The 16,490-nt window shown below is 42.9% G+C and carries 15 protein-coding genes; all 15 read left to right on the plus strand.

Annotated elements, in window-relative coordinates:
- Nucleotides 1–26: 26 nt before the first annotated feature.
- Nucleotides 27–2,132, plus strand: a complete 2,106-nt coding sequence (gene topA / locus AC0YN7_RS03255; protein WP_475808526.1) for a type I DNA topoisomerase — start codon at nt 27–29, stop codon at nt 2,130–2,132.
- 1,106 nt (nt 2,133–3,238) lie between these two features.
- Nucleotides 3,239–4,573 carry an FADH(2)-oxidizing methylenetetrahydrofolate--tRNA-(uracil(54)-C(5))-methyltransferase TrmFO gene (trmFO, locus tag AC0YN7_RS03260; RefSeq protein WP_475808527.1) on the plus strand — a complete coding sequence of 445 codons (1,335 nt, stop codon included), beginning with the start codon at nt 3,239–3,241 and terminating at the stop codon, nt 4,571–4,573.
- Between the two features lie 86 nt (nt 4,574–4,659).
- Nucleotides 4,660–5,205 carry an ATP-dependent protease subunit HslV gene (hslV, locus tag AC0YN7_RS03265; protein WP_475808528.1) on the plus strand — a complete coding sequence of 182 codons (546 nt, stop codon included), beginning with the start codon at nt 4,660–4,662 and terminating at the stop codon, nt 5,203–5,205.
- Between the two features lie 80 nt (nt 5,206–5,285).
- Nucleotides 5,286–6,686, plus strand: a complete 1,401-nt coding sequence (hslU, locus tag AC0YN7_RS03270; RefSeq protein ID WP_475808529.1) for an ATP-dependent protease ATPase subunit HslU — start codon at nt 5,286–5,288, stop codon at nt 6,684–6,686.
- 26 nt (nt 6,687–6,712) lie between these two features.
- Nucleotides 6,713–7,483, plus strand: a complete 771-nt coding sequence (gene codY / locus AC0YN7_RS03275; protein WP_475808530.1) for a GTP-sensing pleiotropic transcriptional regulator CodY — start codon at nt 6,713–6,715, stop codon at nt 7,481–7,483.
- Nucleotides 7,484–7,701: 218 nt separating this feature from the next.
- Nucleotides 7,702–8,118 (plus strand): flagellar basal body rod protein FlgB, encoded by a 417-nt coding sequence (gene flgB, locus AC0YN7_RS03280; RefSeq protein ID WP_475808531.1) that lies wholly within the window; start codon nt 7,702–7,704, stop codon nt 8,116–8,118.
- 3 nt (nt 8,119–8,121) lie between these two features.
- Nucleotides 8,122–8,571 (plus strand): flagellar basal body rod protein FlgC, encoded by a 450-nt coding sequence (gene flgC / locus AC0YN7_RS03285; protein WP_475808532.1) that lies wholly within the window; start codon nt 8,122–8,124, stop codon nt 8,569–8,571.
- A gap of 22 nt (nt 8,572–8,593) precedes the next feature.
- Entirely contained in the window at nt 8,594–8,896 is a 303-nt protein-coding gene (fliE, locus tag AC0YN7_RS03290; protein WP_475808533.1) for a flagellar hook-basal body complex protein FliE, read from the plus strand.
- A gap of 43 nt (nt 8,897–8,939) precedes the next feature.
- Entirely contained in the window at nt 8,940–10,508 is a 1,569-nt protein-coding gene (fliF, locus tag AC0YN7_RS03295) for a flagellar basal-body MS-ring/collar protein FliF (RefSeq protein ID WP_475808534.1), read from the plus strand.
- A gap of 10 nt (nt 10,509–10,518) precedes the next feature.
- Entirely contained in the window at nt 10,519–11,532 is a 1,014-nt protein-coding gene (gene fliG / locus AC0YN7_RS03300) for a flagellar motor switch protein FliG (RefSeq protein ID WP_475808535.1), read from the plus strand.
- The gene (locus tag AC0YN7_RS03305) at nt 11,525–12,367 is read left to right on the plus strand and encodes a FliH/SctL family protein (RefSeq protein WP_475808536.1); all 843 of its coding nucleotides are present in this window, start codon (nt 11,525–11,527) and stop codon (nt 12,365–12,367) included. The genes fliG and AC0YN7_RS03305 overlap by 8 nt, the downstream gene beginning before the upstream one ends.
- Nucleotides 12,360–13,679, plus strand: a complete 1,320-nt coding sequence (gene fliI, locus AC0YN7_RS03310) for a flagellar protein export ATPase FliI (protein WP_475809094.1) — start codon at nt 12,360–12,362, stop codon at nt 13,677–13,679. Before AC0YN7_RS03305 ends, fliI begins: the two co-directional genes overlap by 8 nt.
- Before the next feature lie 8 nt (nt 13,680–13,687).
- Nucleotides 13,688–14,134, plus strand: coding sequence for a flagellar export protein FliJ (gene fliJ, locus AC0YN7_RS03315; RefSeq protein WP_475808537.1), 447 nt, complete (start codon nt 13,688–13,690; stop codon nt 14,132–14,134).
- Nucleotides 14,135–14,165: 31 nt separating this feature from the next.
- Nucleotides 14,166–15,077: a MotE family protein gene (locus AC0YN7_RS03320; RefSeq protein ID WP_475808538.1), complete on the plus strand. Its 912-nt coding sequence runs from the start codon at nt 14,166–14,168 to the stop codon at nt 15,075–15,077.
- 49 nt (nt 15,078–15,126) lie between these two features.
- On the plus strand, nt 15,127–16,482 hold the full coding sequence (locus tag AC0YN7_RS03325; RefSeq protein ID WP_475808539.1) for a flagellar hook-length control protein FliK: 1,356 nt from the start codon (nt 15,127–15,129) through the stop codon (nt 16,480–16,482).
- The last annotated feature ends 8 nt before the right edge of the window (nt 16,483–16,490 follow it).

Genomic DNA, 16,490 nt, shown 5'->3' on the forward strand with positions numbered 1-16,490 from the left:
TGCAGTAAAGAGAGGAGGCGCCTCGCATGGCAGATTCATTAGTAATCGTGGAATCACCCGCCAAAGCTAAAACGATTGGAAAATATTTAGGAAGCAAATATATCGTTAAAGCATCAATGGGACATATTCGCGATTTGCCCAAAAGCCAGATCGGCGTCGAAGTTGATAAGGATTTCAATCCAAAATATATAACGATTCGCGGTAAAGGCAGCATTCTGAAGGAATTGAAGGATGCAAGCAAAAAAGTGAAACATGTTTATCTAGCAGCCGATCCGGATCGCGAAGGAGAAGCAATTGCTTGGCATTTAGCCCACTATTTGGAGCTGAATGAAACAGAATCATGTCGGGTTGTTTTTAATGAAATAACGAAGCAAGCGGTAAAGGATGCATTTAAAACACCGCGCAAAATCAATATGGATTTAGTCAATGCACAGCAAGCAAGGCGCATATTGGATCGCTTAGTCGGATACAAAATAAGTCCATTGCTTTGGAAAAAAGTGAAAAAGGGCTTATCTGCTGGCCGTGTGCAATCTGTAGCTGTAAAGCTTATCATTGATAGAGAAAACGAAATTGACGCATTTGAACCTGAAGAATATTGGTCAATTACGGCGAAGCTTAGCCACACAGGCATTCCGTTCGATGCGAAGTATTATTCAGTCAACGGGGAGAAACGTGAGTTAGGCAAGGAAGCGGATGTACAGGATGTTCTAAGCGCTATGAAGGGCAATCAATTCACAGTGTCCGATGTAAGAGAGAAAGAGCGTTTACGGAACCCTTCTCCGCCGTTTATCACGAGTTCTTTGCAGCAGGAAGCAGCGAGGAAGCTTGGCTTTCGAGCATCCAAAACGATGTCAGTCGCTCAGCAGCTCTATGAGGGCATTGAGCTTGGCAAAGAAGGTACTGTCGGCTTAATTACATATATGAGAACTGATTCAACTCGTATATCACCTATTGCTCAGGATGAAGCAAGGGAATACATTGCGGAAAAGTACGGCGCAGCTTTTGTGCCTGAACAGCCGCGAGTATACTCGAAGAAAAATAGTCATGCACAGGACGCGCATGAAGCGATTCGTCCAACTTCCATTTTGCGTGATCCAGAATCGATGAAGCCGTTTGCTAGTCGAGATCAATTGCGTTTGTATAAGCTCATTTGGGAGAGATTCATTTCGAGCCAAATGCAGTCAGCCGTCCTTGATACGATGACGGTAGATATGCAGGCAGGAGATACTATATTTAGAGCAGTAGGGTCAAAAGTGAAGTTTGCCGGGTTCATGAAGGTGTATGTAGAGGGTAATGATGACGGAACTGTAGAAGAGCATAAGTTTTTGCCGCCATTGGCTGCAGGAGATGTTATTACATCTGAATCGGTTGATCCTAAGCAGCACTTTACGCAGCCGCCACCGCGGTTTACGGAAGCTAGACTGGTGAAGACACTAGAAGAGCTGGGTATAGGACGTCCAAGTACGTATGCTCCAACTCTAGAGACCATACAGAAACGCGGATATATAGCTATGGAAGAGAAGAAATTCATTCCTACAGAACTGGGTGACCTTGTTATTCAGCTTATGGAAGAGTTTTTTCCTGAAATTTTGGATGCTGAGTTTACCGCCAACATGGAAGGAAATCTCGACCATGTAGAGGAAGGCACTGAAGATTGGGTAAAGGTGCTTGCGAATTTTTACGAAACATTTGAGAAGCGGTTGGAAGTTGCCGAAGAAGAAATGAAGGAAATTGAAATTAAAGACGAAGTATCCGATGAGATCTGTGAGAAATGCGGAAATCATTTGGTCTACAAAATGGGCAGGTTCGGTAAATTTCTGGCATGCTCTGGGTTTCCGGAATGCCGCAACACGAAACCAATTGTGAAGGATATCGGTGTTACATGCCCTAAATGCGCGGAAGGAAAAATCATTGAGCGTCGCAGCAAAAAAGGACGTGTATTCTATGGTTGCGATCAATATCCAGGCTGCGATTATGTCTCATGGGACAAACCGACAGGAAAGCCTTGTCCAGTTTGCAACGCGATGCTTGTTGAGAAGCGTAACCGCAGCGGAGCCAAGCTCAATTGTACGGCTTGTGATTACTCTATAGAAGTTACAGAGGATGAAGATCCAGAGTTTGAGAACGGATAATCACTTCTGCTGAACATCACTAATCTAAAATAAAGCTAGACAACTTCAACTGCAACACACCGTCCTCCCTGACTAGGGAGGACACCGTTGTTATACGAGCCTGTGAAATCATCTAATCAAGATGATTTCCAAACAAGCTCATAGTCACCCTCCCGAACAAGGGAGGGTTTAAGTATCAAATGGACTGAACATTCAAACTAATTGGGATATTAACATTTGGTCGGATGGCACGAATGGTGATTGTATGGTGATTGATCAATTGAGATCCATACAGGGTATCTATGTCAGTCTCGAAAAAGATATTTTTTCAGCAGTCGGATTGTGGTTGTAAATTAAATTAGTTCAGAATGTGAAACTAATGGGACGAAGAATGGGAATAGTGACATATTAGTTTCAGAATATAAAGCTAATCTGTCGAAATGGTGCTATCCTCTGGCCAACCTAGTGATTAAGTTCATTCAATAACACTAATTCATATCTCAGACCTCACATCACCCATTTAATTTCAATATGTGAAACTAATGAAGTTTTCCCAATAGATCGTGCTTGGTGCTTATCCACTAAAAGGATGAAGAAGCCGCTAATCCGCTATATGGAATGGACTTACTTTGTACTGATCAGTTGTTAAATGCAGAATGAGCTAATGAAAGTTAGAACACACCAAATTAAAGTTAGTACACTCGAAAGTAAGTTAGTACGAACTAAATAATGTAGGTCACACCAAATTAAAGCTAGTACACTCGAAAGTAAGTTAGTACGAACTAAATAAAGTAAATCACACCAAAATAAAGCGTGTCCCGCAGGGACGATAGCGATCCAATACAAAAGGTAACTCACAGCGAACTCTATAACTCGATCGTTAGTCCAATTGCAGGTGTCCAGAGGGTGCAACCCTCGGGGCCCTCCCTTGGAAGGGAGGGTTTGGGTGGGTTCGAAAAGCCTTTGAAGGTTGGGGTAGAAGCCTTTGAAGGTCCAGGTAGAAGCCTTTGAAGGTCTAGGTAGAAGCCTTTGAAGGTTTGGGTAGAAGCCTTTGAAGGTCTAGGTAGAAGCCCTATGTAGGGTTTGGGTAGAATAATAACATAACATTATCGAAGGGATTGGCTAATTTGTCACAACCACAAAAAGTAACAGTCATCGGAGCAGGCTTAGCAGGAAGTGAGGCGGCATGGCAAATCGCTTCTCAAGGCGTTCCAGTCGTACTATATGAAATGCGCCCGGTAACCAAAACGCCGGCCCACCATACAAATCAATTTGCGGAGCTAGTTTGCAGCAACAGTTTGCGCGCAAATGGATTAGCTAACGCTGTAGGTGTTTTGAAAGAAGAGATGCGACAATTAGATTCACTTATTTTAAGCTGTGCCGATCAACACGCTGTACCAGCTGGCGGAGCTCTTGCTGTTGACAGAGACGGCTTTTCGGGAGAAGTAACCCGCAGACTGCATGAGCACCCGCTTGTAGAGGTGCGTAACGAGGAAGTGACAGAAATTCCGTCAGACGGCATTGTTGTCATTGCGACAGGCCCTCTAACCGCGCCGGGATTGTCCTCACAAATACGTGAGCTGCTTGGAGAAGAATATTTTTATTTCTATGATGCGGCAGCACCTATCATAGATAAAGATTCCATCGATATGAATAAGGTATATCTTGCTTCACGTTATGATAAGGGAGAAGCTGCTTATTTGAACTGCCCTATGACGGAAGAGGAATATGATATTTTTCATGAGGTGCTCATTACAGCTGAAACAGCTGAGCTGAAGGAATTCGAAAAAGAGGTTTACTTCGAAGGCTGCATGCCAATTGAGGTCATGGCAAGCCGAGGCAAGCAAACTGCATTGTTCGGTCCTATGAAGCCTGTAGGTTTAATTAATCCTCATAACGGAGAGCTGCCACACGCTGTTATTCAATTGCGTCAAGATAATGCAGCAGGTACTCTATATAATATGGTTGGTTTTCAGACCCATCTCAAATGGGGTGAACAAAAACGTGTTTTCTCGTTAATTCCGGGGCTAGAAAATGCGGAATTCGTTCGGTTTGGCGTAATGCACCGCAATACGTTCATTAACTCTCCAACACTTTTGAAGCCTACCTACCAGTTGAGAAATCGCGAGACGCTCTTCTTTGCCGGTCAAATGACTGGGGTTGAGGGTTATGTAGAATCAGCTGCATCAGGCCTTATTGCCGGTATTAACGCTGCGAGACTGGCTCTAGATCTCGAACCGCTCACATTGCCGGAACAAACAACATTAGGCAGCATGGCACAATATATAACAACTGCAGACTTTAAGCATTTTCAACCGATGAATGCTAATTTTGGATTATTCCCGCCGTTAGAGAAAAGAATGCGCAGCAAGAAAGAGAAAAATGAAGCGATTGCGAATCGCGCGTTGGAAAGTATTGATCAATTTAAAAAGGAACATTTGCTCCATTTGTCCGTAGAGTAAGTATTCGTTTCGAATAAAAAAGCTGTTTATTGCTCACGATGGGTCAAGTTTCCCCATTTATCCAATAAAATAGAGGAGGCAAAGTGATGGAGATGCAATTTCACGCGACTACAATTTGTGCTGTAAGACATAACGGGAAGGGTGCGATAGCCGGAGATGGACAGGTGACCTTCGGAAACAGCATGGTTATGAAGCATACAGCTAAAAAAGTAAGAAGATTGTATCGTGGACAAGTGGTTTCTGGTTTTGCTGGTTCAGTTGCAGACGCGATTACATTGTTTGAGAAGTTTGAGGCAAAGCTTGAGGAGCATCATGGTAATTTGCAGCGTTCCGCGGTCGAGCTCGCCAAGGAATGGCGTTCGGACCGTGTTCTTCGCAGGCTTGAGGCTATGATGCTTGTAATGGACAAAAGCGGTTTGCTGCTTATTTCAGGTAATGGTGAAATTATTGAACCTGATGACGGAATATTAGCTATTGGTTCGGGCGGCAGCTTCGCGCTGTCAGCGGCCAGAGCACTTAAGCGTCATGCTCCTGAAATGGAAGCTAAAGATATGGCGCGCGCATCACTTGAAATTGCTTCGGAAATTTGTGTATTCACAAACAATAATATTATCGTTGAAGAAATCGAATAAATCGATAACAGCACATATTGTCTAGTATGCCGAGCTTTGAATAGCGATATATATGAGTAAATAGCGGAGGGGATTTTAAAATGGGAAATGATGCATTGACACCGCGTCAAATCGTGGCGGAGCTCGATAAGTATATTGTAGGTCAGAAACCGGCGAAACGTTCGGTTGCAATTGCGCTTCGTAATCGTTATCGGAGAAGCTTGCTTGATGAGACGCTTCGTGATGAAATTGTTCCAAAAAATATTTTGATGATTGGCCCAACCGGTGTTGGTAAAACGGAAATTGCGCGCCGTCTTGCTAAGCTCGTGAAAGCACCATTCGTCAAGCTTGAGGCTACTAAGTTTACAGAAGTGGGCTATGTTGGCCGTGATGTAGAATCAATGGTGCGGGATTTGATTGAAACCGCGATTCGAATGGTAAAGACGGAGAAGACGGAGAAGGTCAAGGACAAAGCCGAGAAGCTTGCTAACGATCGGATTGTGACGCTTCTCGTTCCGTCTGCAGTAAAGACTAAGTCTCAAAAAAATCCTTTCGAGATGTTGTTTGGTAATCAGCAGCAAGAAAGTGATGAAAAGGATGAGCCTGAGGTAGATGCCTCTATGTATCAGAAGCGTTCACAAATTAAGGAACAGCTAGCTGCAGGTAAGCTTGAGAATGAGATTATCGAAATTGAGGTTGAGGATTCTTCACCGAACATGATGGATATGCTTGCAGGTCAAGGACCCGAAGGTATGGGTATGAATATGCAAGAGCTATTTGGCCAACTAATGCCGAAGAAGCATAAAAAGCGTAAGCTTCCGATTAAGGAAGCTCGTAAAGTATTGATACAAGAGGAAGCGAATAAGCTGATAGACATGGATGATGTCATTTCAGAATCGATTACTCGCGCGGAGCAATCCGGCATTATATTCATAGATGAGATCGATAAAATCGCCACACCTTCTCGCGGATCAGGACCGGATGTATCACGTGAAGGCGTGCAACGGGACATTTTGCCAATTGTGGAGGGTTCGACTGTCATGACAAAGTATGGCCCGGTTAAAACGGACTATGTTTTGTTTATTGCGGCAGGCGCTTTTCACATTGCAAAACCTTCGGATTTAATTCCGGAATTACAAGGTCGTTTTCCGATTCGTGTAGAACTTACGAGCCTAAGCCTAGAAGATTTCGTTAGCATTTTAAAAGAACCGAAAAACGCGCTCACTAAGCAATATGCTGCGCTTCTGGAAACAGAAGGCATTGAAATTGAATTTTCTGATGAAGCTATTCATGAGCTGGCATCGATTGCGGCAGACGTAAATCGAAATACTGAAAATATTGGTGCCCGCAGACTTCATACGATTTTAGAAAAGCTGCTGGAGGACTTATCTTTTGAAGCGCCAGAGCTCTCCTTGGATAAAATGATCATTACACCTGAATATGTCCGGGAAAAGCTGGGAAGTATTGCGCAAAATCGGGATTTGAGTCAATATATACTGTAGTTTTATGAGTTTCGGGAGGCATTAAAATGACTTTACTTACAAAAACAAGAACGTTGAATCGATTGCTGCAGCGTGCCGCAGGCAAAGCGCTTAGCTTTAGAGAAATGGCTGAAGTGCTATGCACAACCATTCAGACTAATGTATTCGTCGTTAGCCGCAAAGGGAAAATACTCGGTTGTGCCGCTGTCGATGTTTATGATCATGATTTTATTCGTACGCTTTCTGTAGATGAGCTGCGATTTACAAAAGAAATAAATGCTCGTTTTCTAGATATGCATGAATCAATGACAAATGTAAAGCCGGATGCAGGTGTTTATGAGACGTTTCCAAGATTGGGCGATCAGGAAATTATGACTGTAGTACCAATTATTGGTGGCGGGGACCGCTTAGGTACATTGGTCCTTACACGCTTGTCCGGAGTCTTTGATGATGATGATCTAGTTCTTGCGGAGTATGGTTCCACCATTGTCGGGATGGAAATTTTGCGAGAGAGAACTGAGGAGATTGAGCAAGAGGTTCGAAGCCGAGCTGTCGTTGCAGTGGCTGTAGGGTCACTTTCTTTCAGTGAATTAGAAGCGGTGGAGCATATTTTTGAAGAACTGAGTGGTAAGGAAGGCTTGCTTGTAGCGTCGAAAATCGCTGATAGAGTAGGAATTACGCGTTCGGTAATCGTAAATGCGCTGAGAAAGCTGGAGAGTGCGGGTGTCATTGAAACGAGATCATTGGGAATGAAAGGCACGTACATTCGGATCTTAAATCACCAGCTTCTGCAGGAGCTCGAAAAGGTTAAATCCTAAAAATAGGTCTTACAGACCATTTCCGCCCTATCTTTTTTTAAAGATAGGGCTTTTTTCTCATTGTAATAATTTAGTAAAATGTCGACTATTATTAGGTCGGCATAAATCGACACAACTGTCTCATTTTTTTAATATTTAATGTCGAACAAAGCAGGAATGAGTGTAAATCTGTTGAATAATTAGAAATGTAATCATCTAAGTGAAAGTGGTGAAACTACGTGAATTTGTTGGGTGGCGCTGCATTTGGAAGGATGGAAAGAGCAGTTCAAGCAGCCGAGATGCGGCAACGCGTCATTTCAAACAATGTGGCAAATGGTGATACGCCGCATTTTAAGCGATCTGAAGTGTTATTTGAGGAATTGTTGGAACAAACGATGGGAAGTAATCAGCAAGGACAGCTTGTAGGAAAAAGAACTAACCAAAAGCATATCCCGATTGGAGCAGGAACATCCGCAACACCAATGGCGCAAGTAATTACAGACGAGACAACTTCGATGAACAACAACAAGAATAATGTCGATATTGATCGTGAAATGTCGTTGCTAGCCAAAAATCAATTAAGCTATAACTTTTATATCCAGCAAATCAATCATGATGTCAAAATGATGCGAACTGGGATTGAAGGGAGAGGCTAATCGGTGAAATTATCAACAGGATTTGATATTAGCGCTTCCGCCTTATCAGCTCAACGTTTGAGGATGGATGTTATTTCATCAAACATAGCGAATGCGGAAACTACACGCGCTAGCTACGTAAATGGACAATTTCAGCCTTACAAACGGAAGATGGTCGTAATGGAACCCATGCAGCAGTCATTTTCGAGCGTTTTATCACAACAGCTCGGAAACAACAAGTCTGCACAAGGAGTTAAGGTAACTAGAATCACGGAAGACCAAACTCCGAATAAGCTTGTTTATAATCCAACGCATTCAGATGCTGATGTCAATGGATATGTGCATATGCCGAATGTAGACATAGCTAAGGAAATGGTAGATATGATTGCGGCAACTCGATCTTATGAAGCGAATGTAACTGCAATTAACGCTTCAAAATCAATGTTTGTCAAAGCTTTGGAAATCGGTAAATAATCGAGGATAAGGGGGGATTTTAATGATACAACCGATGTCGCTCGGTCAGATTGCGACTAAAGCAATTGAAACAAAGCCCGTTCAGCAAGCTACTCCGGCAGAGATGACACAATCATTCGGTCAGTTTTTGCAGAATGCGATTGAGAGTGTTAGTGCACAAGAACAAAATGTACATAAAATGAATGACAAATACTTAATGGGTGAGGTTGATGTATCACAAGTGCTGATCGCCTCAGAGAAAGCGCATCTGAGCTTGCAGCTAACTTCACAAGTCCGCAATAAAGTCGTTGAAGCATACCAAGAAATTATGCGGATGCAGATTTAAACATACTTTTAATAAAAGCATAGCATTTGGGTGAGGTGAAATTGTGAACGAGAGAATCGCCCAATATCGAGCAAGGCTTACGCAATTTTGGAGCCAGATGGGCAGAAGACAAAAAATATGGTTGGGGGCTTCGATTGTCGGATTACTGTTAACAATTGTGTTGTTAACTATCGTATTTACGAGAACCGATTACGAGATTGCTTTTCAAAATCTAGACTCAACGGATGCAGCTGCCATTATGCAGCATCTTGACAGCACGGGTATTCCTTATCAGCTAAGTCCAAATGGTAAAAGCATTTCTGTTCCTAGTGCGGAAGCATCCCGCATAAAAGTTGATGTAGGTTCACAGGGACTTGTTCAAAATGGTTCGATCGGGTTTGAGTCATTTACTTCAAATTCTTCATCCTTTGGAACAACTGAGAATGAATTTAACGTTAAATATTTAAATGCCTTAAACGGTGAGATTCAGCAGTTGCTGAATGGAATGCAGGGTGTGGAAAGCTCTAATGTACTAGTGAATTTACCAGAAGAAAGTGTATTTCTTACTGTTGAAGACGCAAAGCGCGCATCTGCCTCCATCATGTTGAATTTCGCGGCAGGCTATCGTCCTAGTCAGAAAGAAATTGATGGCTATTATAACCTAGTCAAAACTGCAGTACCTGACTTGGCTATTCCCGACATTACAATTTCAAGCCCACAAGGAGAGCTTCTTTCTTCTGATACTGGTGGAGCTGCTGTCGGAAGCTCGGATGCAATAGAAGCTCAATTTCAAATTCAACGTAAATACGAAACTGAGTTGAAAAATAACATCCAGCAATTTCTCGGCCCTATAGTGGGTACGAACAATCTGGTTATCAGCGTAGCAAGCAGTTTAAACTTTGATAAGAAACAATCAGAGGAAATGCTCGTAACGCCATTGCCAAACAACAATAATAACGGAATTATTATAAGTGAAGATATCAAAAATAGCGCTTCGACAGGCCAATCTGGTCAAGCTGGCGGCGTAGCAGGTACAGGAGAGACTGATGTACCTGGTTACGAAGCAGCCTCGACAGGTGAAAATTCAGCTGAAACAAGTTCCCAAATACGTAATTATGATGTCAATCGCATTAATAATAAGATTGAATCAGGACCGTTTGCGGTTAAGGATCTTTCTATCAGTATTGGTGTCGAGCAAGATAAATTGAATGAAGATCAAAGTAAAGCAGTAAAATCGTACTTGATCTCTCTCGTTAGAGCGCAACTTGCCGAATCAGGTCAAGATGTCAATGACGATGTATTGATCGAGAAGAAAGTTTCGATCATCGCCCAAGCCTTTGCAGAAGGCAGCGCAGCAAAACAAACAAACGGTTTATCAATGCCATGGGTTATTGGAATCGGCATTGCGGCACTTGCGCTTATCGCCGGACTAATCTTCATGCTTGCTCGCAAACGTAAGAATGCATCAGAAGTCGAAATGGAATTAGCTGCACCTGCAGTTGTCGAATATCCGACGCTTGATCTGGAAAGTGTCAATAATGACAGTCAAGTCCGCAAAAATCTTGAAACACTAGCCAAACGTAAGCCGGATGAATTCGTTAACCTCCTCCGTACCTGGCTTGTGGATGAATAGAGGTGTTCAATTGTCAAAGTTATTGCAAGGAATAACTGGTCGTCAGAAGGCTGCAATTTTACTCATTACACTTGGACCAGAAGTATCAGCTCAAATTTTCAAGCACTTGCGTGAAGAAGAGATTGAACAACTGACTTTAGAGATTGCGAATGTTCGTAAGGTTGACAGCTCAGATCGAGAAACTATTTTAAGTGAGTTTCATCAAATTTGTTTAGCTCAAGAATATATTACGCAAGGCGGTATAACTTACGCGAAAGACATTTTGGAGAAAGCGCTTGGAGAACAGAAGGCTCTCGAAGTCATTAATCGTTTAACAGCTAATTTACAAGTAAGACCTTTCGATTTTGCTAGAAAGGCCGAACCAACACAAATTTTGAACTTTATTCAAAACGAGAACTCACAGACAATTGCACTTGTTCTTTCTTATTTGCAATCGGAGCAGTCATCACAAATTCTGTCATCATTGCCGCAAGATAAACAGGCTGATGTTGCAAGAAGAATTGCTCTAATGGACAGCACATCCCCTGAAGTCATTTCACAGGTTGAGAGAGTGCTTGAGCAGAAGCTTTCAGCAACGGTTACACAGGATTATACGAATGCAGGCGGTATCGATTCTATCGTTCATATTTTGAATGGTGTCGACCGAGGTACGGAACGGACCATTCTAGATGCGCTCGAAATTCAAGATCCGGAGCTTGCGGAAGAAATCAAGAAACGGATGTTTGTATTCGAGGATATTGTCAATATCGACAATCGTTCCATTCAACGAATCATTCGCGATATCGAAAATGCGGATCTGCAGCTTGCGCTTAAAGTGGCAAGTGAAGAGGTTCGTGAAGCGATTTTCCGCAATATGTCGAAACGTATGGCCGAGTCGTTCAAAGAAGAAATGGAATTCATGGGACCTGTTCGGTTGCGTGATGTTGAAGAAGCGCAAACACGAATCGTTGCTACTATTCGCAGGCTAGAAGAGTCAGGTGAAATCATCATCGCACGCGGTGGAGGAGACGATATCATTGTCTAATTTGATAAAATCTTCGAGCGTGATTTCAGTCGAACAGTTGAAGCAACTAGTTATTCTACAACATCGTAACGACCAAGTAGATTCTATTGTCGAAGTGCAAAATGATGATGAAGATAAGCTGCCCGATGAAGAAACCATATCATTACGAGATCAAATCTTAAGTGATGCACAGTCGTTTGCAGAAGAGGTATTACGTGAAGCAGCGCAGTCAAGTGAGCAAAAGCTTCTAGATGCTGAACAAGAGATTGAAGTCTGGTGGCTGCAAAAGCGTGCCGATGATGAGGCTGCTTCTGAAGCTTCGAGACAAGCTGGCTATGAGCTTGGTTATTCCGAAGGAGCTGCTCAATCTGAAGTTCAATTAAAGGAACAATGGGAACAAAGACTTAATGAAGCGTCAGTTGTTCTGAAATCCGCGTATGATACGCGTGAACAAATTATACAGGAAGCAGAACCTTTCCTTGTGGAGCTGAGTTGTGCGATTGCTGAGAAAATAATTGGTCAACAGCTAACTTTAGCACCAGAAATGGCTATTGAGCTCATTCGTAAATCATTATCAAGACGAAGAGAACAAGGTGTCATTACACTGTGTGTGGCTCCAGGACAACTAACATTTGTCCAAGCTGCAAGAGAAGAGCTTCATTCTGCAATAGATTCACAAGCAGAGCTTCAAATCCTTCCAGATTCTACTGTACAAGATAATGGCTGTGTTATTCGTTCGGCTTATGGCAGTATTGATGCTCGTATCGACACTCAGTTATCCGAGATTAAACGTGAATTAATCAACTTGGCTCATCATAGTGACGAAGAGCGAGGTCAAACGGATGAAAATGAATAGGCTTGATTCCCAGAAGTATATCGAACATCTGCAACCATTGGACCCAGTAAGAATTAATGGAAAAGTAATTCAGGTTATCGGTTTAACAGTCGAATCCGAAGGTCCTGACGCCAGCATTGGAGATGTGTGTCACATTTATCCATCAAAGGGCTTAAAGCCTTTGAAAGCTGAAGTTGTCGGATTTCGAGAGAATAAAGTAATTTTAATGCCATTAGGCGATCTTCATTCCATTAGTCCGGGCTGTGACGTTGTAGGAACAGGTAAGCCGCTAACGGTGCAGGTTGGCTCTGAATTGCTTGGCAAGGTGCTGGACGGTCTTGGAAATCCGCTTGATGGATCTTTTTTACCTAGTCGTATGCCGCATTACTCTACTCACAATGAGCCGAGTAATCCATTGAAGCGACCTCGCGTAGTCGAGCCACTAGGGATTGGAGTACGCGCGATTGACGGTTTGCTTACAGTTGGTCAAGGTCAACGGGTTGGTATTTTCGCTGGCTCCGGTGTTGGCAAAAGCACTTTGTTAGGTATGATTGCTCGTAATACATCAGCAGACGTGAACGTTATCGCACTTATCGGTGAACGAGGCAGAGAAGTTCTTGAATTCATCGAGAAGGATCTTGGCCCGGAAGGCTTAGCACGTTCAGTTGTCATCGTAGCTACATCAGATCAGCCTGCGTTAATTCGAATGAAAGGCGCTTTGATTGCTACTACGATTGCAGAATATTTTCGCGATCGTGGACTCAACGTTATGCTGATGATGGATTCTGTGACTCGTTATGCAATGGCATTACGAGAGGTTGGTCTCGCAATTGGTGAGCCGCCAGCTACTCGTGGTTATACACCATCCGTATTCGCTGCATTGCCTAAACTGCTTGAGCGAGCAGGAACCGGACCAACAGGTTCGATTACTGCTTTTTATACCGTCTTAGTTGACGGTGACGATATGAATGAGCCTATTGCGGACGCTGTCCGCGGTATTTTAGACGGTCATATCGTATTGAGTAGACAATTAGCGCATAAAGGACATTTTCCAGCAATCGATGTTTTGGCTTCCGTAAGCAGGGTAATGAAAGAAATTGTAACGGAAGAGCAACAGGATGCGGCTAATGAGTTGAAAAAACTTATGTCTATATATAAAGATTCGGAAGACCTCATCAATATAGGGGCGTACCAAAGAGGTTCTAATAAAGAAATTGATTTGGCGCTAGAATATATTGATTCTATTCAAACCTACACGAAGCAAAAAACGACAGAAAAGGTTAGTTTAGAGGAAGCGCAGCAACGATTAATTACTGATTTCTACAGGAGTTGATCCGTTTAGTGAATTCATTTCGATATACCTTTCAAAAGATCGTTGATTTAAAAGGAAGTGAAAAGAGCCAAGCTGAATGGATTCTTACCTCAGCTATTGGAACACTTTCTGCAGAAGAACAGTCGTTAAAGCAATTAGAAGCAACACGTCAAGATTGGGAGCAAAAGCTGCTTGAAGCCTCTCAATCTGCTGTATCGCTGTCCGAGCTTCAGGTCATCCAACAATACTTGGATTACTTATTAGCATGTATTACAAACAAATTGACTGATGTGAAGCATGCACAAAAGGCGGTTGAGCAAAGCAGATTAAAGCTTTCTGACAAGATGAAAGACGAGAAGGTATGGCTTAAAACAAAGGACCATGCACTCGAACGGTTCCGGTACGCGTTACAAATCAAAGAGCAAAATGATCTAGATGAGTTGGCTACCGTCCGTTTCATGATACCAACCCCATAAAGTGATGTGTGACGCCGGCTAGAGGGAGTGAATGAAATTGGCGGGTCCTGAAATGGAAAAGCAAAGCTACAGCATGTTGGAAAGAATTATGTTTTTGATGACACCTATTTTGTTTACGATCGTGTTGCTGGGTGTACTGTTTACATTGTTTAATATGGACTTTCGTAACAAATTGTTTGAAGTTGGAAATTCTGTCCCTTTTCTAAGAGACGTACTTCCCGAGCCAAAGGTTGCAACAACTTTGAATAGCGATGAAAAGCTGAAAGCCGAAAACATGTCAGCAAAGATAGCGGATCTGCAAACGAAATTAACAGCTGTCGAGAATGAACTGGCTCAGGCAACACAAACAAAGGCATCATTAGAGCAAGCGTATAAGGATTTGGAGAGCGATAATGCTCAGTTAAAGAGAGTCAATGATGAGCAGTTGCTTGAGGATGAGCAATATCAAGCGAAAATTCAAGAATTGGCAAGTATGTTCTCTAAAATAACGCCAAGTAAGGCAGCGCCTATCTTACAGAGTATGACGCTTGAGGAAATGGTTCTTGTATTCTCCTCGATGCGCGCAGATGACAGGGTTCGAATTATGGAAAAGATGAATCCACAAACGGCAGCTGACGCGGCAATGATGCTCAAGGATAATGTGACAGCCAAGGATTTGCAGATTTCAGCTTTGCAAGCTAGATTGGACAGTCAAAAACCAAAAGATACTAAAGCGGCATCTTCACAACTAGATCAGGAGCAATTAAGTGCAACATTTACAGCAATGGATCCCAAAAGCGCAGCTGAGCTGTTAATCAAAATGGTGGATGTCAGTCCAAGCAAGGTGCTTCGAATTTTAAACGGAGTAGACAACAATACTCGTTCAACGATTATTGCTGAAATGGCTGCACTTAATGAAACAACAACAGCACAGCTTGTAACTAAGCTGATGCCTGGCAACTAGTTTTTTTAAAGAATCCTTCTGAATCTTAGATTTGAAAGGAGGTGAAAAAATGGAAATGATGATTCCGCAAGCCGTGTCTGGCCAAGCGCAGTCAGCTAGCAGCAGCCAACAAAGCAAAAGTGCTGACGGTGTTGTTTTTCAAAAAGCTCTTGTGCAACAAATAAACAATGAGACTTCCGTAACGACAGAGTCAGCTCAATCAGCTTCATTGGTGATGAATGTCGCTCAGCCAATTTTGAGTGCAGTCGAAGGAACAATCGTTGCGCCAACTTTATCTGAATTAATGTCTATCATTGACGGTTTAATAGAGCAATTAGAAACTCCGGCAATAGAAGAAGAGAAGCTGCAAGCAGCTGATGAACAGAATATTGTTGAGCTTGAAGCAGCTCTCGATCAAATGTTAGCTTTACTTTCTCTAATGGGTGTTCCAGTTGCAGCTATTCAACAACCTACTAAGGTTGCAGTTAGCGAAGATGGCAGCTTCGCTGTGGAAACGGATGTTTCGGCAACCAGCGTGAAGAGCAGCTTGCAAGATACGCTGCTACATCTTCAAGCATTGCTTCAGCAAGGAACTGTGAAGCATGTTCAGCAAAAGGAGCCCATGGCACTTATTGGGCAACAGCTGCAAGCTTTAGCAGCTCTTTTGGAAGGTGATTCAGCCGTCGCTCTGAAATCTGAAGTGAAGTCTGCGCCGATCGCGCAACAAATGTTTGTTGCACAATCTGTACCGCAAGCAGAGGTTAGCTCAATGCTACAGAGACTATCACAGCAAGTCATTCACCCAGCATACATATCTGCTACAGCCGCTAGCGGTGAGTTAACTGCAGAGGCAGATTCACAGCCAATGCTTCCTGATGATCTAGCTTTAGCACACTTGACAGCAAATACATCTGATACTACACGTGGACTTGCTCCTTTAGTATCTAAGACAGCAACCTCCTATGTTTTTGCGGATGAGTTTGCTAACTCGATGACGGGGATGATTGTTCAGAAGTTTGATTTGACTACATTAAACGGAGTCTCTGAGGCGAAGATTATGCTGTTCCCTGAGCATTTAGGCCAGGTTGACGTACGTATTACGATGCAAAATGGATTATTAACAGCTATTTTCCAAACGGATACAGCGATGGCAAAAGACATGCTGGATAACCAGATGTCTCAGCTGAGAGCTGCTTTGCAAGCACAAGGCTTAATGGTTGATAAGCTTGAAGTGTCACAAGGACAACTAGCAACAGGTCTTTCACAACAGCACCCAGGTCAAGGCAACGGTCAGCAGAAATTTACTAACCAGCAATCGTCTACAGGTACTGAAAGATCAAATGAAACCGTATTTGAAACGGAGTTGGTTGAGCAAGCTGCAGTACAGGGCCTTGGATATGGTAGAGCTATAAATGTGAAGGCTTAATCGATCAT

This window comes from Paenibacillus sp. J31R122 (assembly GCF_056269185.1).